Origin of the sequence: Billgrantia lactosivorans (assembly GCF_003254665.1) — a bacterium.
Classification (GTDB): domain Bacteria; phylum Pseudomonadota; class Gammaproteobacteria; order Pseudomonadales; family Halomonadaceae; genus Halomonas; species Halomonas lactosivorans.
Window position 1 is genome coordinate 25,303 of sequence record NZ_QHGY01000017.1, and the last position, 21,318, is coordinate 46,620.

Consider the following 21,318-nt stretch of genomic DNA (forward strand, 5'->3'; position numbering starts at 1 on the left):
CAGGCAATGGAACGCTTGAGCGCTACCCCTCTGGTGGTGATGACCCTGGCCGTGGCAGCGGCGCATGCCGAAGAGCGATCCATGGACACCGAGCACCACGGCGTGCGGCTGGTACCGGTCGCCGAGGATCTCGAACAGCCCTGGGGCGTGGCCGTACTGCCCGGCGAGCTGTACGTCATCAGTGAACGCAGCGGACAGCTCCAGGTCGTCCATGACGGCGAGCGGCAGCAGGTCGAAGGCCTGCCCGACACCCAGGTCGAGGGCCAGGCGGGCCTGCTCGACGTCGCCGCCTCGCCCGACTACCCCGACACCGGTTGGCTCTACTTCACCTACGCCAGCGGCGACGACGATGCCACCGCCACGGCGCTGGCGCGCGGGCGCCTGGCCGGCGACCAGCTGGTGGACGTGGAGGAGTTGTTCGAGCAGAACCGGCGCTCCGAACCCGGTCCCCATGCCGGCTCGCGGCTGGCCTGGCTGAAGGACGATACCCTGCTGATGTCGGTCGGCGACCGCAGTGACCCCGAACGGGCCCAGGATACCCAGGACCACGCCGGATCGATACTGCGGCTCGACCCGCAGGGCCTGGCGCCGGAGGACAACCCGTTGCTCGAGGAGGCCGGCTTCCTGCCCGAGATCTTCTCCTGGGGCCATCGCCACGTCCTGGGGCTGGCGGTGGACGACGAGCGCGGCAACGTCTGGGCCGTGGAGGCTCGCAGTAACGGTCATGACGAAGTGTTGCTCATCCAGCCCGGTGCGAATCACGGTGCGGCGGATGAGGACGATGACCCCGAGCTGCTGGAGCAGGGTGCCAGCAGCGGGTTCTTCAACGAAGACGACATCGTCGAGCCCGCCCATCGCTTCACCGGGGAGGTGTCGCCATCAGGCCTGGCGCTGATCGAAGGGGAGCACTACCCCGAGTGGGAGGGCGACCTGCTCGTCGGCGGCCTGGAAAGCGAGCAGCTCTATCGCCTCGAGGTCGACGGGGACAATCAGGTGGCCGGCGTGGAAGAGCTGCTCGACGAGTCGGTGGGCCCGGTCCGCGACGTGCGCCAGGGGCCCGACGGCCGGGTCTACGTGCTCGCCGGCGATGAGAACGGCACGCTCTATCGGCTCGAGCCCGAGACGTGACCTGTGGCCCCTGCGACCGGCCCGCGCCTGCTGCGCGCCGGTCGCGCCCTCTACGCAGCATGCCGCACACGTAGCGTGGAGAGAGACCGTCTTCACTTATCCTCATACCCCGGGCATTATCATTGTTAACCTGGGTTAAGCAGATTTCTCCTGCTGGTGGCTCTCCCGTCACTACGAAGGCAGGCCCAGACAACCGGCCAGGCCGTGGCGCATGCCGCCACGCGGTGACAAGAAAAACAAGCAGGCAGGGGCAGGGCGCATGAGAAAGTGGCTGATGCTGATGGTGTTGTTATTTCCCCTTCCGGCGGCAGGCGGCCTGGAAGAGTTGACCTTCATCACCGAAGAGTACCCGCCCTATAACTATCGGCAGAACGACCGTCTCGAGGGCATCTCCGTCGAACTGCTCGAACGCATCTTCGCCGAGACCGATACCACGCTGTCACGCGAGGACGTGCTCTACTACCCTTGGGCGCGCGGCTACGACACCGCCCTCTCCGAGCCGGGCACGGTGCTCTTCTCCACCACGCGCACCGAGCAGCGCGAGTCGCTGTTCCAGTGGGTGGGGCCGATCGCTACCGACCGGGTCACGCTGATCGCCCGGCGCGACAGCGACATCCGGCTGAGCGACATCGAGGACGTGATCGCCGGCGACTATCGCATCGCCGTTATACGCGAGGACATCGGCGCCCAGCGGCTGCAGGAAGCCGGGGTGCCCGAGAGTCAGGTCCAGGCGGCGATCTCCAACGTCAGTGCGCTGCGCATGCTCGAGCGTGGCCGGGTCGACCTGTGGGCCTACGGCGAGGACGTGGCCTTCTGGCTGATGCAGGAGGAGGGGCTGCCGACCACCGATTTCGTCCCCGCACTGACCATCAGTGAATCGGACCTCTACTACGCCCTGCATCGCGACACCGATCGCCGCCTCGTCGACCGTATGCAGGCCGCCCTGGAGCGCCTGCGCGAACAGGGCGTGGTCAGCGAGATCCTCGGCGGAACCATCGCCTTCAACACCGAGGAGTACCCTCCCTACAACTATCAGGACGACGACGGCAGGATCACGGGCGACGCCACCGAACTGCTGCGGGACGCGCTGGATGACGCCGAACTCGACGCCGACTTCCGCCTGCTGCCCTGGGCGCGGGCCCTGACCGAGGCCCAGCTGCGCGAGCGCCACTGCGTCTATTCGACCACGCGCACGCCCGAGCGCGAATCTCTGTTCACCTGGGTCGGCCCCTTGGTGACGAGCACCTGGGCCGCCTTCGCCCTCGAGGAGTCCGCGATCGAGGCCGACTCCCTGGAGGACCTCACCGAACTCCGCGTAGGCAGCTTTCGCGAAGATGCCGTTGGCCAGTATGCCGTCAGCCAAGGGGTTCCCATCGTCGTGGCCAGCGCCGAGCGCGAGAACATCGGACGCCTGCAGGCCGGGCTGATCGATGCCTGGGTCACCGGCGAGCAGACCGCTCGCTTCCTCGCCGAGGAGGCCGGCCTGCCGCTGCGTCGTCTGTTCGCCTTCAACGAGGTCGATCTCTACCTGGCGTGCCACCCGTCGGTTCCCGACCAGTTCGTCGCCCGGCTGCAGGCCGCCCTCGACCGGGCGCGAGCCAGCGCGGAGACACCGCCGTGAGCGGGCCCTCAGGCAGGCGACGCCCGAGCGGCAGGCGCAGCCTGACCGCCAAGCAGGCCGGACTCACGCTGGCCATCGCCCTGCTGCTCAGCTTCCTGGCCGGGGTCATCGAGCTGGCCGTCGATGCCAGCGCGATGCGCCAGGAGATCGTCAGCGATACCCGCCATCGCCTCGAGCTGGTGCACGGCACCGCGGCGGAAGCCGCCTTCCAGCTCAACCCGGAGCTGGCGAGCCAGGTCGTCGACGGCCTCTTCAACGGTGGGCGTGTCGCCAGGGTGGCGATCAGGGACGATTTCGGGCGCACCATGGCCACGCGCCAGCGCGAGTACGAGCCCTCCTCCAGCTGGGTGGCCCATGCCCTGTTCGGCGACATCCTGCAATATCATCAGCCGCTGCACTACCAGGCGGGCGTCAACAACCCGCCCCAGTCGCTGGGTGAACTCGAGCTGACGCTGGCGCTCGACCGCCTGACGCGCGACTTCACCGACCGCAGCCTGCTGATCTTCTCGCTGGGCGTGGCCAAGGCGCTGGCCATTGCCGCCCTGCTGGCCCTGGTGTTCCACTGGTTCGTGACCCGGCCGTTGCTGCGGGTGCATGCGGCCATCGTCAACACCGACCCGCGCCAGCCCGGCCGCTGGCCCAAGCCCGCCATGGGACGCCACGGCAGCGACGAGCTGGGGCACCTGGTGGAGAGCGTCGACCAGTTGCTCCAGGCCTTCCAGCGCGGCCTCGACCAGCGCGACCAGCTCCACCAGATCTCGACCATGGACGGGCTCACCGGCATCGCCAATCGTCGCCACTTCGACGCCTTCATCGACCGTGAGTGGCATCGCGCCCGACGCCACGGCCACCCCCTCTCGGTGATCTTCCTCGATATCGACCACTTCAAGGAGTTCAACGACCACTACGGCCACGTCGCCGGGGACGACACCCTGAGGGCCGTGGCCGAGGCCCTCACCGGCGTGATACATCGCGCCTCGGACCTGGTCGCGCGCTATGGCGGCGAGGAGTTCGTCTGCGTGCTGCCCGACACCGACCTGGCGGGTGCCCTGAGAGTCGCCAGGCGGATCCATGAGCAGATCCGTGCCCTCGAGATCCCGCACGCCTATTCGACCCGATCCGGCCGGGTCACCGCCAGCCTCGGGGTGGCCAGCGGCACGCCGGCACCGGATGGCGCCGATTACGAGGAGCTGATGGCCGAGGCCGACCGCCAGCTCTATCGCGCCAAGCGCCAGGGCCGCGACCGGGTCGCCGCGCAGGGCTGAGCACGGCCGGGGAACCGGCCCGCCGGCGCAGAATCGATAGGTGTAGCACCAGCCAGAGGCGGAGTAGCTGTATGAACAGACGCGATGAGTTTGTCGAGCAGATGAAGGCCCGACTGGACGAGTGGAATGCCGAGATCGAGGCCTTGGCGGCGCGCGCGCGCAAGGCGGGCGCCGAGGCCCAGGTCCGCTACCATGACGACATCGAGCGGCTCCGGCGGCGGCGGGACGAGGCCCGGCGGCGCCTGGAGGAACTGCAGTTCGCCAGCGAGGCGGCCTGGGACTCCCTGCAGCAGGGACTCGACGATGCCTGGGAGCTGATGCGCAAGGCACTGCGCGACGCTCAGCGCCACGAGCCGCCGCCCAGGGACGTCGACGACGACGATGACCCGCGCCACTCCCCGGGGGGCTCGCCCTAGCGCGGTGGAGGTGGCCGCGGCCTAGGGTTCGCGGCGGGTCGGCGGCTCCGGCGCGTCGGGCGAGTGGACCTCGCTGCCGCGCTGGAGCCTGTCGATCGCGCCGCCGCCCCGGCGCGCCAGCTGGGCCAGGCGGTCGATCTGGGCGTCGAGCTGGGGCAGGGCCTCCTGACGGTAGCGCGACAGGTCGTCGATGGCGCCCAGCACGTCGTCGAAGGCCTGCTCCAGCGCCTGCATGTCGAGCTGGGCCGAGGCGGCCCTAGTCTGGATCTCCACCCCCTGCTGGCGCAGCGTCCTCGCCGTGCCGGCAATCATCTCCGAGGTGGTGGTGTTGAGCGACTCGACGCGATCCAGCACCAGGCGCTGGTTGGCCAGCGCCAGCGCCACGGCCACGGCCACCGTCAACGCCGACACGGTGACGTGGATCGCCCGGTCGACGCCGCGAATCAGCTCGCGGTTGTTGCGTATGATCACTTCCAGCGCCAGCACGCCCTGCTGGCTGACCGCCTGCTGCTGCTGCAGGTCGACGATGCGCTGGCGAAGCGGGAACAGCAGCTCCTCCTCGATGAAGGCACGCTGCGGATGCGCGTCGCCGAGGCGCTCCAGCGCCTGCCCCAGGCGTCGGTCGATCAGGCGTCCCAGGTCGACCTGGCGCTGGAGCCGGCCCAGCAATTCGCGCAGGCTCTCCTGGTCGTCGCTCAGGGTGATGTTGTCGCGACGCAGCATGTCGCGCCCGGACTCCAGGTCGGCGATGATCGCATCCAGCGCCTGCTGGGCATTCTCGAACTTGCGAAAGTAGCGCTGCACGCGGCTGCCGGCACCGGGAAGGCGCGCCAGCAGGCGGTCGAACGGCCCCGACGCCAGGCGATGCTGGTGCGGGTCGAGCTCCTGCATGTGCCCGCGCAGGTCGATCAGCGCCTTGGCCACCGGTCCGCCCTCGTCGCCCTGGTGGGCCAGCTTGCGCAGCGGCGTCTGCAGCATCTCGCTGTGGTGCGCCGCCTGCTGCTGCAGCTCGAGCCCCATCTCGTCCACCGCGCGGCGCTGGCGGTCGAGCGCGGCGCCTTCGCTGGCGAGCACCTCGTCGACGAAGGCTTCCGCCAGCTGCTCGAGCTCGGGGTCGTCGATCACGATCTCCTCGCTGTCCCCGGGCTCGGGGGCGATATCCTCGAGTTCGCTGGCGATCTGCTCCACCGGCGGCAGCGAGAGCGGCGAGCCCCGTTCGGACGATGGTTTCATATGCGCTTCCCCCTTCAGGCTCTTTCCCACACCTTAGCAAGCCAGGCCGGCGCCTGGCGCGGCGCCGGCCGGCTCAATGGCGTTCCTGGCGGCTGTACCGTTCCGCCCCCTCGATGAAGCGCCGCAGTTCCTCCAGCGCCCGGTCGGTGGCGAGGGTGGCCTGCGGTCGCCCCGTCTCGACCCTGGCGAGCGCCACCGCGGTATCGTCGAGCAGGGTCAGCGCCGACTCGTTGCGTGCCACCAGGCGGCGCAGGCGGCGGTCGGTCTCCTCGATGAGCTCGAGCCGACGCTTGAGCGCGATCCGCTCCTCGACGGAGAGCCGGCTCTCCTCCTGCGCCAGGCGCCGGCGCACGTAGGCGCCGTCCAGCCCCATCACGCCACGCGCCTGGGCGGCCATGGAGGTGAAGGTGTCCACCGCCCCGAGGCAGACCTCGGTGATCAGGCCGCGGGAGCGCTCGAAGGCCAGCTCGCTGCGATCGAAGCGGGCCGCCAGCAGCTCCATCACGTGCGCATAGCGGGTGTAGAAGCGATCGACCTGGCTCGCCAGGTCGGCACGCTTCACGTCGAGCAGCCCCTGCTTGGCGCGGCACAGCGCGAGTACCAGCTCATCGGCCCCCACCGGCGGCCGCGTCGGGTCGAGCTCGGCCACGCCGGTCTCCCGTGCGGCTCGCTCCTGCTCGGCGCGGCGGCGTTCGCTCTCGGCCGCCAGCCGCTCCTGCAGCCGGCGCTGGTGCCGCCGGGCCCGCCAGCGGCGCCAGCCACGTTCGACCGGCAGCGCCACCCCGACCGCCACCAGGCCGGCGAGCCAGCCGCCCAGGGTCGGCCCGAAGCCGCCCCACAGAGAGGTCAGCCACAGCACCATGCTGATGAAGGGCACCAGCAGGCAGTAGCGAAACAGTACCTGCAGGCGGTTGGGGTTGTCGGTGGCCACCGCCAGGCGCGGATTGGCCAGCCCGACGAGACACCACGGCAGGCAGGTGACGAACAGCCCGTAGGCGAATCCCTGCAGAAATCCCAGCATAAGCCTCGTGCGCCAGCGAGTGGTTGCCTCTGAGTGTACGGGGGCCGACGACCGCGTGCGAGCCTGACGATCTCAGCGGCACAGGCGAAACCCCCGCATGCCGAAGTGGAAGTGGTCGGCATGGGCCCGATTGTACGACGGCCCGAGCACGTTGCCGAACAGGTCGCAGGCGCCATCGCGGGCCTCGCGCAAGAAGGCGCCATGCGCCCCCTCATCGCCCCAGTGGTCGAGCAGCGTGATCCGGCGGCCGTCCTCCAGGCGGAACGCCGCGACGTCGAGGGCCTCGGCCGTGGCGTGTTCGCTGCGCCGGCCCTCCTCGCGGCCATAGACATTGCGACAGGCGAAGCTGCCGGCGTGTTCGACGCGTGCCACGCGCTCGCCGAAGTGGGCCTCGGCGGCCGGCTGGAGTCGCTGGCGTTCGTAGATGACCCAGGCCAGCGCCAGCGGGCAGCTCGCGACGAAGCTGGTGTTGAACTCGACATGGCTGCCGTGGAGACGCACCACATTGCGCAGCGGACAACCGGGCGCAGGCTCGTGATCGTCCAGCGGCGTCATTCGCAGCGCCGCCTCCGGGGCCGTGTCGAGCGCTGCCAGACAGGCCTCGCGGTCGTCGGCCAGGCGCTGCAACTTCCACTTGGTGAGGGGCGTCAAGCGGTCGTCGACGCTCAGCGGTTTCCACGGGTGCCAGTGGCTGGGGATACGCGCCTCGAACTGCCACCAGGCCACCGCCGCGGCAGCCAGCAGCACGGCCAGCACCAGCGCAGAACGCATCTCGCCGCGTCGCTACAGCAGCAGGTGCAGGATCAGCGCCACGCCCCCCACCGCCAGGGCGGTGAGCACGGCGACATCCACCGCACGGTCGAGCCAGCGATCGAAGCGATTCAGACGCCGGCGATTCGGCTGCCGCCGGCGGGTGGCGCCTCGCTGAAGCGCGCGACGGCGTGAGCCGATAAGAGACATGCTGGACGTCCGGTTCCCCATTTCCCCAGAGCTTACGACCTGTCCCCCGCGCTGGCTACCGGCAATCGACGCTAGCCGCCTTCGCGACGATTGATGCGGCGGTTGACCACATTGGGCGCACGCCGCAGGCGCTCCTGCTCGCCCAGCGCCTCCGCCTCGAAGGCATCGGCGCCCACCGGGGTCTCGCCGTGGCGACGGTAGAGCTGGGTCAACATGGCCTGGCGGTCGGCGCGCAACTCGCGCATCAGCACCACGATCATGCCGTAGAGGATGAAGGTGAAGGGCAGCGCCGAGAGCACCGCCGCCGACTGCAGCCCGGTCAGGCCGCCCGCGGCGATCAGGGTGAGGCAGATGGCCGCGATCAGCACCCCCCAGATCACCCGCTTGAACAGCGGCGGGTTGATCGAGCCGTTGTCGGTCATCTGCGCCACGATGTAGGAGGCCGAGTCGGCCGAGGTCACCAGGAAGATAAAGATCAGCAACATGGCGATCACGGAGAGGACGCCGGTGAAGGGCATCAGCTCGAACATCTCGAACAGCGCCACGGTAATGTTCTCCTCGCTGGCCGCGGCGAGCCCGGCACCCTCGCCCAGCTCCATGTGCAGGGCGGCACCGCCGAACACACCGATCCACAGGCAGGCCAGCAGCGGCGGCACGATCAGCACGCCGAAGACGTACTCCTTGATGGTACGCCCACGGGACACCCGCGCCACGAAGGTACCGACGAACGGCGACCAGGCGATCACCCAGGCCCAGTAGAAGATCGTCCAGCTGCCCGCCCAGCTGTTGTCGTCGAAGGGCGAGATGCGCAGGCTCATGCCGATGAAGTTCTGCAGGTAGTCGCCGATGCCCAGGGTGATGGTTTCGAGAATCATCACCGTGGGGCCGGTCACCAGCACGTAGAGCATCAGCCCGATGCACAGGATCATGTTGAGGTTGGAGAGCCGGCGGATGCCCTTGTCCAGCCCCGACCAGGTCGATGCCATGTAGGCCAGGAACATCACGAACAGGATGACGAACTGCCACAGCCCGCTCTCGGGCAGGCCGAACACGGCGTTGAAGCCGCCGTTGAGCTGCAGCACCCCGAGCCCCAGCGAGGTCGCCACCCCCATCACCGTGGCCACCACGGCGAACACGTCCAGGGTCGGCGCGTAGGGCCGCACGCGGGGGTATTTCGCGGCGATCGACGACAGCACGGACGAGACCAGCCCGGCCTGCCCCTTGCGGAACTGGAAGTAGGCGATGATCAGACCCACCACCGAGAAAGCCGCCCATTGGTGGATGCCCCAGTTGAAGTAGCTGTACTGGATGGCGTAGCGCGCCGCCTCGGTGCTCTCGGCCGGCACATCGTCGTAGGGCGGCTCGACGTAATGGAGCATCGGCTCGGCCATGCCGTAGAACACCAGGCCCACGCCGAAGCCGGCCGCCAGCAGCATGCTGACCCAGGAGAAGAAGCTGAAGCTCGGCGTGCTGTCCTGAGGCCCCAGACGGATCTTGCCGTACTTGCTGAGGGCCAGGGCCAGCAGGAAGATGACAAAGCCGAACACCGAGAAGAGGTAGAACCAGCCGAACAGGCGGGTGACGACTTCCAGCGCGGCATCGGCGGCGGCGCCGAACGGCTCGGGAAAGCCGGCGCCGGCTGCCACCAGCGCCAGGATGATCAGGGCCGATGCGGCAAAGACCCGCTGCCCTCCGTGGTTGGCCATAAGGCGCTCCTCGCTTCGTCCTTGAACGTCCTCAGCCTAGCAGGCTAACCCTGGCGCCACACGACTCGCGGTCGCGGCATCGCCCCGGGGCCACAAAACCATTGCATCGCGGCGTCGAGACGACGATTCTGGAGAAACCAAGCAGGCTAAAGGTTTTTGACGAGTCTTCATATGCCCCGACTTTCCGACACCCCGCTATCCGTGCTCGACCTGGCGCCGATCCGCGAGGGCGGCACCATCGCCGACAGCTTCGCCGAGAGCGTGGCGCTGGCCCGGCAGAGCGAACGCCTCGGCTACACCCGCTACTGGCTGGCCGAGCATCACAGCCTCGACGGCATCGCCAGTGCCGCCACCGCCGTGCTGATCGGCCATATCGCCGGCGCCACCTCGCGTCTTCGCGTGGGCAGCGGCGGCATCATGCTGTCCAACCATCCACCGCTGGTGATCGCCGAGCAGTTCGGCACCCTGGAGACGCTCTACCCGGGGCGCATCGACCTGGGCCTGGGGCGCGCCCCCGGCTCAGACGCCGCCACCATGGCGGCGCTGCGTCGCGACCCCTATGCCGGCGCCGAGAACTTTCCCGAGCTGCTCGCCGAGCTGCAGGGCTTCCTCGACGACGAGCGCCCCGGCCAGCGCGTGCGCGCCGTGCCCGGCCAGGGCACCCGGGTGCCGCTCTGGCTGCTCGGTTCCAGCGGCTACAGCGCCCAGCTCGCCGCCCGCGAGGGGCTGCCGTTCGCCTTCGCCGCCCAGTTCGCCCCGGGCTACCTGCACGAGGCGCTGCGCCTGTACCGCGACAACTTCCGCCCCTCGGCGGTGCTCGAGCGCCCCTACGCCATGGTCGGGCTACCGGTGATAGCCGCCGAGGACGACGCACGCGCCCAGTTCCTCGCCTCCACCACCCGCCAGAAGTTCCTGGGCATGGTGCGTGGCCGCCGTACCCGCTCGCTGCCGCCGGTCGAGACCCTCGACTGGACGCCCATGGAGCGGGTCCAGGTGGAGCAGTTCCTGGGCGCGGCGGTGATCGGCGGTCCCGACACCGTGCGCGAGGGGCTCGAACGCTTCCTCGAGCTGACCGGCGCCGACGAGCTGATGCTCAACACCGACACCTACGCCAGCGAGGACCGTCTGCGCAGTTACGAGATCGTCGCCGAGGTGTGGCGGCCATGAGTGGGCCCGCCCCCGGCGCCCGGCTCGACCTCGCCGGCGTCCTCTCCGGCGTCCGCCGCATGGCGCCGCTGTCGCTGTTCGTGGTGGTCTTTGGTCTGGCCTTCGGCGTGGCGGCGCTGTCGCGCGGGCTCTCGGGGCTCGAGGCGCTGCTGATGAGCGCGCTGGTATTCGCCGGCGCCTCGCAGTTCGCCGCCCTCGAGCTGTGGGGGCCGGAGATCCCGCTGCTGCCGCTGATCGCCACCACCTTTGCCATCAACGCCCGCCACCTGCTGATGGGGGCGGCGATCCAGCCCTGGCTGGCCCAACTGCCGCCGACCCAGCGCTACGCCAGCATGGTGGTGATGAGCGACTCCAACTGGGCCATGGCCGTGGCCGACCGCCAGCGCGGCGAAACCAACGTCGGCATGCTGGTGGGCGGCGGCATCGCGCTGTGGCTGACCTGGCTTGCGGGCACGCTGCTCGGTGTGCTCTTCGGCAGCGGCATCGACGCGCCCGAGCGCTTCGGCCTCGACGTGATCATGGGCTGCTTCCTGCTGGCCATGCTGGTGGGCGGGCGGCGCGACCTGTCGATGCTGTTGCCGTGGAGCGCCGCCGCGCTGGCCGCGCTGGCCGCCATGGCCTGGCTGCCGCCGCACTCCCACGTCATCGTCGGCGCCCTGGCCGGGGGCCTGGCGGGCCTGCTGGTATCGCCCCGCCGCGGCGAGCGGGAGGCCACCGCATGAGCCTGCCCGCGACGCTGGCGGGAGCCGTCACCGCCATCCTGCTCATGGCGCTGGTCACTTATTTGACCCGCGCCGGCGGCGTATTCGTGATGTCGCGCGTGCCCATCGGCCCCAAGGTGGAGCGCTTCATCAACGCCATGGCCGGCTCGGTGCTGGTGGCGGTGATCGCCCCCATGGCGGTACAGGGCGACTGGGGCGCACGCCTGGCGCTGCTGGCCACGCTCGCGGTGATGCTGACCACGCAGAGGACGCTGGCGGCGATCACCGCCGGCATCGTGGCCGCGGCGCTGTGGCGACTGCTCGCCTAGCCGCCAGGGAACGATCCCTCTCCCGCAGCCTCAAAGGGACAGCCATATCGCACGCCGCGCCGCGGCGTCTTCACCGGAGACGTGCATGTTCGAACGCAACGATCCTCGCCGCAACGCCGCCTGGCAGGCCGCCCAGCAGTGGCGCGCCCGGGCGAACCAGGCCCCCCGCGGCCCCCTGGGCGGGCTGAAGCTGATCCTGACCTGGCTGCTGTTCGGCCTGCTGCTGATCGTGGGCACCGTGCTGGGCCTGTTCTTCCTGCTGCTCGGCTGGGCCATGCTGCCGTTCGTGCGCTATCGCATGAAGAAGCGCCTCGAGCAGATCCGCGCCGAGCAGGCCAAGGACGCCGGCGGCGGCTACCACTATCGCGAAACCCACTACCGCGAGACCCACTACCGCGGGAATCCCGGGTCGGGCGAGCATGAGCTGCTGGAAGGCGATTACGAGGTCCGCGACGACGAACGCAGGCCATAGCCAGCAGGCCCCGCCGACACACCTCGAGCGCGGGGCCTGATCAGCCCACGGGCTCTCGCCGCCATGGCGACAAGCACGCCTGGCAAAATCCTTTCAACTGCCATAACTTGAAGCCATACGCCCTGACGTTTCCGGAGACAACAACAATGCCTCGACTTCGGACCACAGCGGTCGGCGTGCTGCGCCATGCGGCGCTCGCCTGCCTGCTGATCCCGCTCGCCGCGACGGCCCAGGCCAACGACTATCCCACCGAGGCGCGTGTCGACTACGTGCTGGGCTGCATGGCTGCCAATGGCGAGGACTACCTCACCATGCAGAAGTGCTCCTGCAGCATCGACGTGATCGCCGAGCACCTGCCCTACGAGACCTACGAGCAGGTCGAGACGGTGCTGGGCATGCAGGACCAGCGCGGCGAACTCGGCGTGCTGTTCCGCACCGAGCGCGGCATGCAGGACCAGCTCGAGACCCTGCGCCAGGCCCAGGCCGACGCCAACCTGCGCTGCTTCTGACGCCGCGTGACGCCCCTCCGCCGCTCCTCCGGCCTGGCGCTGCTGACGATGCTGGCCGCCCCCCTGTCGAGCGACGCTGCCGAGCTCGCCCAGGGCGAACGGCTGTTCCGCGCCCAGTGCATCGGCTGCCACAGCACCGAGCCCGGCCGGCACCTGGCCGGCCCCAGTCTGCACGCGCTGTTCGGCCGCCGGGCCGGCAGCCTCGACGACTTCGACTACTCCCCGGCCCTGGCACAGGCCGACCTGACCTGGAACCGCGAGACCCTCGACGCCTTCCTCGCCGGCCCCGACGACTTCCTGCCCGGCACACGCATGGTGCTGTGGGGGCTCGACGAACGCTCGCGCCAGCGCATTATCGACTATCTGGAAAGTATCGCCGAGCACTGAGGTTCAGTCCCCACCACCCTGGGAAGCGCTAAATAAATCGTCGAGCGGAACGAAGCACAAGGCGCACGGAGCGCAGAAACCGGAGCCTATGAGGTTATAGGTGAGGCTTTCGAGCACCGCGCAACGCAGTGATTCGCACGCGCAGACATTTATGTCGTGTTTCCCTTGCGGGCCATCATGCCCCGCGACGGGTTATAGCCGAGGATCGCCAGCCCCAGCAACAGCGCAGCCACGGCCACGCTGATCGCTACCGCCTCGATGTTGAAGCGTTCGTACATGGCAAAGCGGATCATCTCCACGGCATGCGTGAAGGGGTTGAGCGCGGCGATCTGGTAGACCAGCTGGCTGCCCTCGCGGATGCGCCACAGCGGATAGAGCGCCGAGGAGAGAAAGAACATCGGAAAGATGACGAAGTTCATCACCCCGGCGAAGTTCTCCAGCTGGCGAATGAAGGAAGAGAGCAGCAACCCCAGGGCGCCGACCATGAAGCCGGTCACCAGCAGCGCCGGCAACACGTAAAGGTAGCCCAGCGGGGGCGCCTGGATACCGTACGTCCAGGCAATGGCGAGGAAGACGTAGACCTGGACCACCGACACCAGGGTACTGGCCAGCAGCTTGCACACCAGCAGATACCAGCGCGGGAAGGGACTGACCAGCAGCACCCGCATGCTGCCCATCTCGCGATCGTAGACCATCGACAGCGAACTCTGCATGCCGTTGAACAGCTGGATCATGCCCACCAGCCCCGGCACGATGTAGACCTCGTAGAGGACGTAGGTCTGGTAGGGCTCGGTCATGGCGACACCCAGCGCCATGCGGAAGCCGGTGGCGAACACGAACAGCCACACCAGCGGCCGCACCAGCGCCGCCAGGAAGCGGCTGCGCTGGTGCAGGAAACGCAGCAGCTCGCGGCCCACCACGCCGCGCAGGCAGTGCAGCCAGGGGCTCAGGCGCATGCTCCCTCCTCGCCCACCAGGCGCTCGAAGGCCTCGCCCAGGCTGTCGACGCCGAGCCGAGCGGGCAGCGTCGCGGCCCCCTCGTCGACCAGCAGTCGGCCACGGTGCAGCACCAGCACACGATCACCGGGATGCACCTCGTCGATAAGGTGGGTCGCCCACAGCACCGCCACGCCCTCCTCGGCGCACAGCCGGTGGGCATGCTCGACCAGTTCGCGGCGCGAGGCGATATCCAGCCCCACGGTGGGCTCGTCGAGCAGCAGCAGGCGCGGCGCGTGCATCAGCCCGCGGGCGATCTCCACCCGCCGCCGCTGGCCGCCGGAGAGCCGGCGCACCCGCGTGTGGCGCTGCTCGAGCAGCCCCACCCGTTCGAGCTGGGCGTCGGCGCGCCGACGGGCCTCGCGCCGCCCCATGCCGTGCAGGGCGCCGTGATAGGCGAGATTCTGCGCCACGCTGAGGTCGGGGTCGAGGGTCGGCTGCTGGAACACCACGCCGATCCGGGCATGGGCCTGCACCGCTTGGCGACGCACATCGAAGCCGCCGATGCGGATCTCGCCCTGGCGGCGATCGTGCAGCCGGGTGATCAGCGAGAAGAGCGTCGTCTTGCCGGCGCCGTTGGGCCCGAGCAGCACGACGAACTCCCCGGCCTCGACGCTCAGGGAGACATCATCGAGCACCCGCCTGTCGCCATAGGCAAAGCTCAGCCGGCCGATCTCGAGGGCTGGCACCGCGCTGTCGCGGCTGCGGCTCGCAACGCTCACGGCTCGACGATCACGCCCCAGGGGAAACGGCCCACCGGGATCGACTTGACCGCCCGCAGGTCGTCGACCTCGATCACGGTGACGTCGCCGCTGACCCCGTTGGTGGTATAGAGCCGGCTCTCGTCGCCGTTGAGCGCCAGGTGCCAGACCCGCTGGCCGACCAGGAGGTAGTCGAGTACCTCGTAGCTCTGCTGGTCGACCACCGCCACGCGGTTGGAGGGCCCCAGGGCGACGAAGGCGTAGCGCCCGTCGGAGGTCAGTGCAACGCCGACCGCCTGCACGGTCTCCCGCGGGACTCCGGGCACGTCGAAGCGGATGACGTGCTCGACGTCGAAGCTCTCCTCCATGTCGAGGATCGACACCACGCCGGCGATCTCCGACGAGACCCAGGCCTTGCGGCCGTCATGGGTGAACTCGGCATGACGCGGCCGGGCCCCCACCAGGCGGTGGTGCACCGCCTCCATGGCCTCGAGGTCGATGATGTGCGCCATGTTGGAGGTCTCGGAGGTCGAGATCAGCCAGCGCCCGTCAGGGCTGATGCCGAGCCCCTCCGGCTCGACCCCCACCGGAATCTCGGTGACCAGGGTGCGCCGCTCGTAGTCGATCACCGAGACGATGTTGTCGTCCTCGTTGGAGATATAGACATGCGGCCGATTGGGGTCGACGCGAATCACCTCGGGGTCGTCGCCAGCCGACTGGCTGCGCACCACCTGAAGCGACTCCAGGTCGATCATGTCGATGGCCTCGTCGTCGCCCACCGCCACGAACAGCTCGCTGCCGTCGCTGCTGAAGGCCATCGCCCGGGGTCGGCGCCCGACGCGAATGGTCTCCACCACCTCAAGGCTCTCGCCATCGATCACCGAGACGGTATTGTCCTTCTCGTTGGAGACGAAGATACGCTCGGCCTGGGCGGCCAGGGGCAGCATCAGCAGGCTACCCAACGCCAGAGCGCAGACGGCGTGCTTGATGGCGGGAGAAACGCTCCCTCGGCTCAGAAACGGCATGTCGATTCCCCCTCGTCAGCGCCCAGCGAATCGAGTGGCGAGCGTGGATGCAGGTAGCCCTCCTGGGGCGACACCGACGCCACCATGCGCGGCCCGGTGATCAGGATCGGCTGGCGCAGCTGGTGGTTCCAGGTGCGGTAGCTGACCGGCAGGCCCAGGTAGCCGGCGAGCTCGAACTCCTCGCTGAGCAGGTAGTCGAGGATCGTCTGGCGCTCGACGGAGCCGGTGCGCGCCGCCGCCTCGCCCAGCGAGCGCACCGCCAGCCAGGCGCCGAAGTCGCGCGGCGTCATCCGGCGCTCGGCGAACTCCTCGAAGCGACGCTGGAGCTGGACCGCACCCCAGGACTCATGGGCGCGGTGCCAGGGCGTGGCAATCAAGCCCTGGGTACCCACCACCGGGCGCGGCGCCCAGGTCTGGTAGGGGAAGTATTCGCCGAAGTAGTCGGTCTCGTCGGCGATCACCAGCACGTCGTGCTCGGGCAGCTCCTGCACGAACACCGGGATCTCGCGCTGGATGGCATGGAAGCCGCCTTCGGCGCGGCGCGCCAGCGGGTCGTGCGGCCACATCTCCTCGCCCACGATGCGGTGGCCGTAGCGCTCGGCCGCGCCGCGCAGCACCTCGGCCAGGATCCGATCCTCCTCGGTGTTGCCGTAGACCAGCGCCCAGCGGTCCCATTTCTTGTAGCCGAGGAATTGTGCCAGGGCATCGGCCAGCATGCGCCGGCTGGGGGTGGTGTGGTAGAGCTCGGGATGGCACGCCTCGCCGCGCAGCTCGTCGTCCGGCGAGGCGGCATTGAACACGACCCTGTCGCCGCGTGCCGGATGCGCCATCAGCTCGCTCACCGCCTCGCCGGGAAGGCCGCTGACGATCCACTCCGCGCCCTGCTCGACCAGGCGCTCGAGCGCCTCGCCGACGTCGCCGTCCTCGGCCACCTCCACTTCGTGCAGCACGAACTCCTGGCCCAGGAACTGCGCCGAGGCGTTGTTGTCGCTGATGCCCAGCCGGGCGCCCTGCAGCCCGTCGTCGTCGAGCACCGGGTCGAGCACCGAGAGCGGCTCCCGGTCGTCGGGGCGCTCCATGCCCAGGTAGCCCACGACAATCGGTGCCGGCGTATCGGCCGGCAGCAGCGTCGGCCAGGCCAGGCCGCAGGCCAGCCCCCCCATCGCCAGCCAGCAAAGGGAACGCGAAAGGGTTCTCATGCGTGCTCCTCAGGCAGCCTGCGCCGCCGCTGTGTCGTTGTGCCTCACACGCCGGCTCACGGCAGGCGCGTCATGATCTCCCTGACCAGGCGGGACAATCTCTCCTCGAGCAGGTAGGGCTGGTCGCACATGGCCGGCAGCGCCTGCTGGCGTTGCTGGAAGGTGCGCTGTTCCCAGAACAGCGCCTCGGAGAGCCGCTCGATCTCGGCGTCGTCCGCCGCGTCGTCGGCACGCCGTTCCTCCAGCTCGTCGACCATGGCCGAGATCGTCTCCAGGCGCGCCAGCTGGGCACGCGAGGCGCGGCGAATCGCCTCGATGGTGCGCCGACGCTCGCGGTCGGTGAGCTCGAACAGCCCGGCGAACAGCAGCGTCAGTCGCTGCTCGGCCTCCTCCTCGTCCACCGCGGCGACGAACTCGCTCACCCGCGCCAGCGCCTGCTCCCCGGGGGTCGAGCGCGCGGTGGCGAAGCGCGCCACCCGCCCGACTTCCTCGTCCTCCCACCAGTCCTGGTCGAGTTCGTCCAGCGACGGCCCGGTCCACATGGTGCCCCACGCCAGCTCGGGGATCAGGCGCTGCACGCAGGGCCAGTCGGGCGGTCCCGCCGCGGCGCGCTGGGCCTCGACCTGGGCCGTGCCGGCCAGCGCCAGTCCGATGACCAGCCCCAGCGGCAGCAGGCGCCCCGGCAGGTGGCTCGCTCGGCTCATGAGCCCCCCTCCTCGCCAGCCTGGATCAACCGGCCGTGCCGGTCGAGCAGCGGTACCCCGTAGTCGGTGAGGATGGCGTCGATCTCCGCCTGGTGGCGGTCGATGAAGTCGTTGATCCAGTCCTTCCAGTGGGGCTCGCCGTGACGAATGCCCATGGTGATGCGGTAGTCGAGCTGCGCCCCGGAGTCGTCGTCGACCAGCGGAATGACCTCGAGCGGCGGCTCCTGACGCGCCGCGTAGTAGCCGGCCAGCGGCCCCCACAGCACGGCGCCGTCGGTCTTGCCGCTGACGACGTCCTCGATGGCATCGCGAACCGGCGCACGCACCCGCGTATCGACCATCAGCGGGTAGCCTTCCACCCGCGCCCCGCCGCGGCGCAGCGGCACCACCGGCGGGGTTTCCACCACCACGCCGATGCGCCGCCCTTCGAATGCCGGGTCATCCAGGCGGGTCACCTCGAGCTCGGAGCCCTCGGGTACCACCAGGGAGTAGACCGAGCGGTAGTAGGCATTGCTGTTCTGCACGAACTCGTAGCCGGCCGGCGTCCCGATGATCACGTCGCAGACCCGCAGCTCCAGGGTGTTGCGCACGAAGCCCATCACCTGGGGCGCCCATACATAGGTCAGCGGCACCCCCAGGTCGTCGGCCATCAGCTCGGCAATGCGGTTCTCGAAGCCTTCGCCGGCCTCGTTGCTGAACGGAAGATTGTTGCCATCGGCACAGACCCGCAGGGCCTCGCGCTCCTGGCGTTCGGGGGGTTCGGCGACGGCAGCGCAGGCCCCGGCCAGGCCCAGGGACAGCGTCACGGTTCGTAGCATCTGACGAAAGGCGGCTCGCATGCTTCCTCCGCTGGCGGACATGATGTGGCGAACGCTGCCACTTACTCGGCGTTCGCTTCCTCGGCGGCCTCGGCCTCCTCTGCGTCCGGCTCTTCGTCCCCTCCGCCTTCGGCGTCGCCCTGCTCGTCCTCCTCCTGCATCGACTCGATGATATCGGGCCGCCCGCGCCCCAGGCCGCCCTCGCCGCGGGCGCGCAGGTAGCTGTAGAGCTTGGGGATGTTGCCCATGACGTTGGGGTCGTCGGCAAAGGAGGGCATCACCTGGCCGGGTTGCACCTCGCGCCCGGAGGCGATGGTGCCGGCAAAGTTCTCCCAACCCCGCTTCTCCACCGCGCGGATCAGGTTGGGCGCGAAGGAGGAGCCCAGGCCATCGGGCCCATGACACGACATGCAGACCCGGGTATAGACGAGGTAACCCTCGTAGGTATCGGGGTCGACCTTGCCATCCTCGACGATGAAGGCGCCCGGATCGTCCCCGGTGATGCGATGCTCGTCGGCCAGGCCGACCTGGACCAGCCCAAGCGCCAGCAGGGCGACGAACAGGGTGAGAATTGCGCGGCAGGCGCGTGCGAATAGCGTCATGCAGGACTTCCTTCTGGCAGCTCGGCCACACCCGCAGCGGTGCCGCCGAGAAGATGAGGTTGGGCGGGCACGGCAACCGCCATGCCCGCCCAGCCAAGAACCGACTCGATCAAGCGATCAATCCGGCAGGGCGAAGACCGTCAGCACCCCGCCGAGCTTGGTGTAGTCGCCCAGCGCGGAGAAGGCACTCACGGCGCCCAGCCCCTCCTCGGGTTCCTCGAGTCCGGCTGCCAGGCCGATGCCGGCCCAGCCGCCGACGCCGGAGAGCACGGCCACGTACTGCTTGCCTTCGTGCATGAAGGTGTTGACGTTGCCGATGATCCCGGAGGGGGTCTTGAAGCGCCACAGCTCCTCGCCGCTCTCGATGTCGACCGCCTTCACGTGTCCTTCCAGGGTGCCGTAGAAGGCCAGGTCACCGGCGGTGGCCAGTGCCCCGCTCCACACCGCGAAGCGCTCGTCGATCTCCCACACGGTCTCGCCGGCCACCGGATCCCACGCGATGAAGCTGCCCATGCGCCCTTCCATGCCGCCGTTCTGGGTCGGTGCCGGCATCATGGTCAGCGTTGCCCCGACGTAGGGCTGGCCGGCCACGTACTCGGCTTCGAAGGGCTCGTAGTTCATGCAGATGCGGTTGATGCCGGCGTAGATCAGCCCGGTGCGCGGCGAGTAGGCGCTCGGCTGCATGTTCTTGGCACCCATGGCGGTGGGGCAGATGTCGGTGGTGTTGACGTTCACCCCCTGGCGGTAGGTGCTGTACTCCTCGTTGACGTTGGGCCGCCCGGTTTCCATGTCGTAGTCGTCGGCCCAGTTGGTCTCGGGGGCGAACTTCTCCGCCACCAGCAGCTCGCCGGTTTCGCGATCGAGCAGGAAGCCGAAGCCGGTACGGTCGATGATCGCCAGCCCCTTGCGCTGTTCGCCCTCGTACTCGATGTCGATCAGCTGGTTCTCGTTGACCCCGTCGTAGTCCCATTCGTCGAAGGGCACCTTCTGGTAGACCCACTTGACCGAGCCGTCGTCGGGATCGCGGGCGAATACCGTGATCGCCCACTTGTTGTCGGCGGGCTCGCCATCCTTGGTGCGCTGCTCGGGGTTCCAGGTGCCGGGGTTGCCGGTGCCGTAGTAGACCAGGTCGAGTTCTGGGTCGTAGGTGATCCAGCCCCAGGGGGCACCACCGCCGCGTTCCCACTCGCCCTCGGGCCAGGTGGAAACGCCGAGGTCGGCTTCGCCGATCGGCTCGCCCAGCATGGTGGTGCTATCCGGATCGATCAGCACCTCGTCGTCCGGCCCGGTGGAGTAGCCGCGCCACACCTGCTCGCCGGTCTCGACGTCGTAGGCGGTCAGGTGACCGCGAATGCCGTATTCGCCGCCGCTGATGCCGATCAGGACCTTGTCGCCCACCACCAGCGGCGACATGGTATTGGTCTCGCCGACGGTGTGGTCGCCGTTGCTGACCTCCCACAGCAGTTCGCCGCTCTCGGCGTCCAGCGCGATCAGGGTGTTGTCGGCCTGGCCCAGGAACAGGCGGCCGTCGGCGTAGGCCAGCCCGCGGTTGACCGTGTCACAGCACATCACCGGGATGACCCGGGAGTCCTGATCCGGCTCGTAGCTCCAGACCACGCGCCCCTCGTCCTCCAGGTCGAGGGCGAACACCTTGTTGGGGAAGGGAGTATGGATGTAGAGCCGGCCGTCGCCGACGTAGAGGGGGCCGCCCTCGTGTCCGCGCAGCACGCCGGTGGAGAACTGCCAGACCGAGCGTAGCTCGCCGACGTTGTCGCGGTTGATCTGGTCCAGCTCGCTGAAACGGTTGCCTTGGTAGTTACCCAGCTGGGTCGCCCAGTATTCCGGGTTCTGCTGGAGCTCGAGTTGATTCTGGTTGGCGTGAGCCACCGATGCGACCATCAACCCTATGGCCGCAATTACGTAACCTGTCTCCCGAAGCATGGCGTTGTCTCCGTCTCACTGAAGGTGTGCCTGGGGAAACGGCACATCTTGTATAGTTGTGTTTCAGGTGTTGACATTGAAAAGGTCTAGCACAACTTTCCCCCGCCACAGGCCGAGAGGGGTGATTTAGGCATCGCTTCAAGCTCAAAAGACTATTGCCCCTTGGCAACAATCCCTTCGATTCGCCAGCGAGCCGCACCATAGCGGCGCTTCGAGGCGTTATGCCGCCCGGTTACGTTTCACTTGTACGACTTAGGTCGAAAGGCAGTCGCGGCGCTGGCTGCTTTACTTGAGTGTGCATGCAATGAAATCCACCCAATGTGGAGGGCCTCCTATGTGGACCAAGCCTGCGTATACCGATCTACGTCTCGGTTTCGAAGTCACGCTATACATCTCCAACCGTTGAACCCCATCCAGG

Annotated in this window: 24 protein-coding genes; 11 read left to right on the plus strand and 13 right to left on the minus strand. The window is 68.8% G+C overall.

Translation table 11 applies throughout. From position 1 onward, the window contains the following. Positions 1–6 precede the first annotated feature (6 nt). The 4 genes from DIS04_RS19055 to DIS04_RS19070 all read left to right on the plus strand — a co-directional run bounded on the left by DIS04_RS19055 (position 7) and on the right by DIS04_RS19070 (position 4,430). The gene (locus tag DIS04_RS19055; RefSeq protein ID WP_111415375.1) at positions 7–1,128 is read left to right on the plus strand and encodes a PQQ-dependent sugar dehydrogenase; all 1,122 of its coding nucleotides are present in this window, start codon (positions 7–9) and stop codon (positions 1,126–1,128) included. A 259-nt stretch (positions 1,129–1,387) separates the two neighbouring features. Continuing rightward, positions 1,388–2,749: a substrate-binding periplasmic protein gene (locus DIS04_RS20795; RefSeq protein WP_245904627.1), complete on the plus strand. Its 1,362-nt coding sequence runs from the start codon at positions 1,388–1,390 to the stop codon at positions 2,747–2,749. Further along, on the plus strand, positions 2,746–4,014 hold the full coding sequence (locus DIS04_RS19065) for a GGDEF domain-containing protein (RefSeq protein ID WP_111415376.1): 1,269 nt from the start codon (positions 2,746–2,748) through the stop codon (positions 4,012–4,014). The genes DIS04_RS20795 and DIS04_RS19065 overlap by 4 nt, the downstream gene beginning before the upstream one ends. Positions 4,015–4,085: 71 nt before the next feature. Then, positions 4,086–4,430, plus strand: coding sequence for a sll1863 family stress response protein (locus DIS04_RS19070; protein ID WP_111415377.1), 345 nt, complete (start codon positions 4,086–4,088; stop codon positions 4,428–4,430). 21 nt (positions 4,431–4,451) lie between these two features. On the opposite strand, the gene DIS04_RS19075 is transcribed toward DIS04_RS19070, so the two are convergent. The 5 genes from DIS04_RS19075 to DIS04_RS19090 form a co-directional block, all read right to left on the minus strand. Continuing rightward, positions 4,452–5,663, minus strand: a complete 1,212-nt coding sequence (locus DIS04_RS19075) for a toxic anion resistance protein (protein ID WP_111415378.1) — start codon at positions 5,661–5,663, stop codon at positions 4,452–4,454. A 73-nt stretch (positions 5,664–5,736) separates the two neighbouring features. Beyond that, positions 5,737–6,684: a cobyrinic acid a,c-diamide synthase gene (locus tag DIS04_RS19080; protein ID WP_111415379.1), complete on the minus strand. Its 948-nt coding sequence runs from the start codon at positions 6,682–6,684 to the stop codon at positions 5,737–5,739. 72 nt (positions 6,685–6,756) lie between these two features. Continuing rightward, positions 6,757–7,455, minus strand: coding sequence for an extensin-like domain-containing protein (locus DIS04_RS19085; protein WP_111415380.1), 699 nt, complete (start codon positions 7,453–7,455; stop codon positions 6,757–6,759). A gap of 12 nt (positions 7,456–7,467) precedes the next feature. Beyond that, on the minus strand, positions 7,468–7,644 hold the full coding sequence (locus tag DIS04_RS20585) for a hypothetical protein (RefSeq protein WP_179951310.1): 177 nt from the start codon (positions 7,642–7,644) through the stop codon (positions 7,468–7,470). 71 nt (positions 7,645–7,715) lie between these two features. Further along, positions 7,716–9,350: a BCCT family transporter gene (locus tag DIS04_RS19090; protein ID WP_111415381.1), complete on the minus strand. Its 1,635-nt coding sequence runs from the start codon at positions 9,348–9,350 to the stop codon at positions 7,716–7,718. Between the two features lie 171 nt (positions 9,351–9,521). Between DIS04_RS19090 and DIS04_RS19095 the strand changes: the two genes are divergently transcribed. The 6 genes from DIS04_RS19095 (at position 9,522) to DIS04_RS19120 (ending at position 12,915) form a co-directional block, all read left to right on the plus strand. Then, entirely contained in the window at positions 9,522–10,517 is a 996-nt protein-coding gene (locus tag DIS04_RS19095; RefSeq protein WP_111415382.1) for an LLM class flavin-dependent oxidoreductase, read from the plus strand. Beyond that, entirely contained in the window at positions 10,514–11,239 is a 726-nt protein-coding gene (locus DIS04_RS19100) for an AzlC family ABC transporter permease (RefSeq protein WP_111415383.1), read from the plus strand. The genes DIS04_RS19095 and DIS04_RS19100 overlap by 4 nt, the downstream gene beginning before the upstream one ends. Continuing rightward, the gene (locus DIS04_RS19105) at positions 11,236–11,547 is read left to right on the plus strand and encodes an AzlD family protein (RefSeq protein WP_111415384.1); all 312 of its coding nucleotides are present in this window, start codon (positions 11,236–11,238) and stop codon (positions 11,545–11,547) included. The genes DIS04_RS19100 and DIS04_RS19105 overlap by 4 nt, the downstream gene beginning before the upstream one ends. A gap of 85 nt (positions 11,548–11,632) precedes the next feature. Then, positions 11,633–12,019: a hypothetical protein gene (locus tag DIS04_RS19110; protein ID WP_111415385.1), complete on the plus strand. Its 387-nt coding sequence runs from the start codon at positions 11,633–11,635 to the stop codon at positions 12,017–12,019. 146 nt (positions 12,020–12,165) lie between these two features. Next, positions 12,166–12,528 (plus strand): hypothetical protein, encoded by a 363-nt coding sequence (locus DIS04_RS19115; protein ID WP_111415386.1) that lies wholly within the window; start codon positions 12,166–12,168, stop codon positions 12,526–12,528. A gap of 6 nt (positions 12,529–12,534) precedes the next feature. Further along, positions 12,535–12,915 carry a c-type cytochrome gene (locus tag DIS04_RS19120; protein WP_111415387.1) on the plus strand — a complete coding sequence of 127 codons (381 nt, stop codon included), beginning with the start codon at positions 12,535–12,537 and terminating at the stop codon, positions 12,913–12,915. A gap of 149 nt (positions 12,916–13,064) precedes the next feature. Here the strand turns inward: DIS04_RS19120 and DIS04_RS19125 are convergent, their stop codons facing one another. The 8 genes from DIS04_RS19125 to DIS04_RS19160 all read right to left on the minus strand — a co-directional run bounded on the left by DIS04_RS19125 (position 13,065) and on the right by DIS04_RS19160 (position 20,846). Beyond that, complete coding sequence (locus DIS04_RS19125) at positions 13,065–13,871, minus strand: ABC transporter permease (RefSeq protein ID WP_111415388.1); 807 nt, start codon at positions 13,869–13,871, stop codon at positions 13,065–13,067. Continuing rightward, the gene (locus DIS04_RS19130) at positions 13,862–14,632 is read right to left on the minus strand and encodes an ABC transporter ATP-binding protein (RefSeq protein WP_111415389.1); all 771 of its coding nucleotides are present in this window, start codon (positions 14,630–14,632) and stop codon (positions 13,862–13,864) included. Before DIS04_RS19130 ends, DIS04_RS19125 begins: the two co-directional genes overlap by 10 nt. Then, a complete protein-coding gene (locus DIS04_RS19135) occupies positions 14,629–15,636 on the minus strand; it encodes a PQQ-dependent catabolism-associated beta-propeller protein (protein ID WP_111415390.1) in 1,008 nt (335 codons plus the stop codon). The genes DIS04_RS19130 and DIS04_RS19135 overlap by 4 nt, the downstream gene beginning before the upstream one ends. Then, positions 15,624–16,835, minus strand: coding sequence for an ABC transporter substrate-binding protein (locus DIS04_RS19140; protein WP_111415391.1), 1,212 nt, complete (start codon positions 16,833–16,835; stop codon positions 15,624–15,626). The genes DIS04_RS19135 and DIS04_RS19140 overlap by 13 nt, the downstream gene beginning before the upstream one ends. Positions 16,836–16,891: 56 nt before the next feature. Continuing rightward, positions 16,892–17,539 carry a hypothetical protein gene (locus DIS04_RS19145; protein WP_111415392.1) on the minus strand — a complete coding sequence of 216 codons (648 nt, stop codon included), beginning with the start codon at positions 17,537–17,539 and terminating at the stop codon, positions 16,892–16,894. Next, the gene (locus DIS04_RS19150; RefSeq protein WP_162623120.1) at positions 17,536–18,378 is read right to left on the minus strand and encodes a quinoprotein dehydrogenase-associated putative ABC transporter substrate-binding protein; all 843 of its coding nucleotides are present in this window, start codon (positions 18,376–18,378) and stop codon (positions 17,536–17,538) included. The genes DIS04_RS19145 and DIS04_RS19150 overlap by 4 nt, the downstream gene beginning before the upstream one ends. Before the next feature lie 41 nt (positions 18,379–18,419). Then, the gene (locus tag DIS04_RS19155) at positions 18,420–18,959 is read right to left on the minus strand and encodes a c-type cytochrome (protein ID WP_111415394.1); all 540 of its coding nucleotides are present in this window, start codon (positions 18,957–18,959) and stop codon (positions 18,420–18,422) included. Between the two features lie 117 nt (positions 18,960–19,076). After that, a complete protein-coding gene (locus DIS04_RS19160) occupies positions 19,077–20,846 on the minus strand; it encodes a methanol/ethanol family PQQ-dependent dehydrogenase (RefSeq protein ID WP_281270214.1) in 1,770 nt (589 codons plus the stop codon). A gap of 388 nt (positions 20,847–21,234) precedes the next feature. Between DIS04_RS19160 and pqqA the strand changes: the two genes are divergently transcribed. Beyond that, complete coding sequence (gene pqqA / locus DIS04_RS19165) at positions 21,235–21,306, plus strand: pyrroloquinoline quinone precursor peptide PqqA (RefSeq protein ID WP_081786101.1); 72 nt, start codon at positions 21,235–21,237, stop codon at positions 21,304–21,306. Positions 21,307–21,318: the final 12 nt, after the last annotated feature.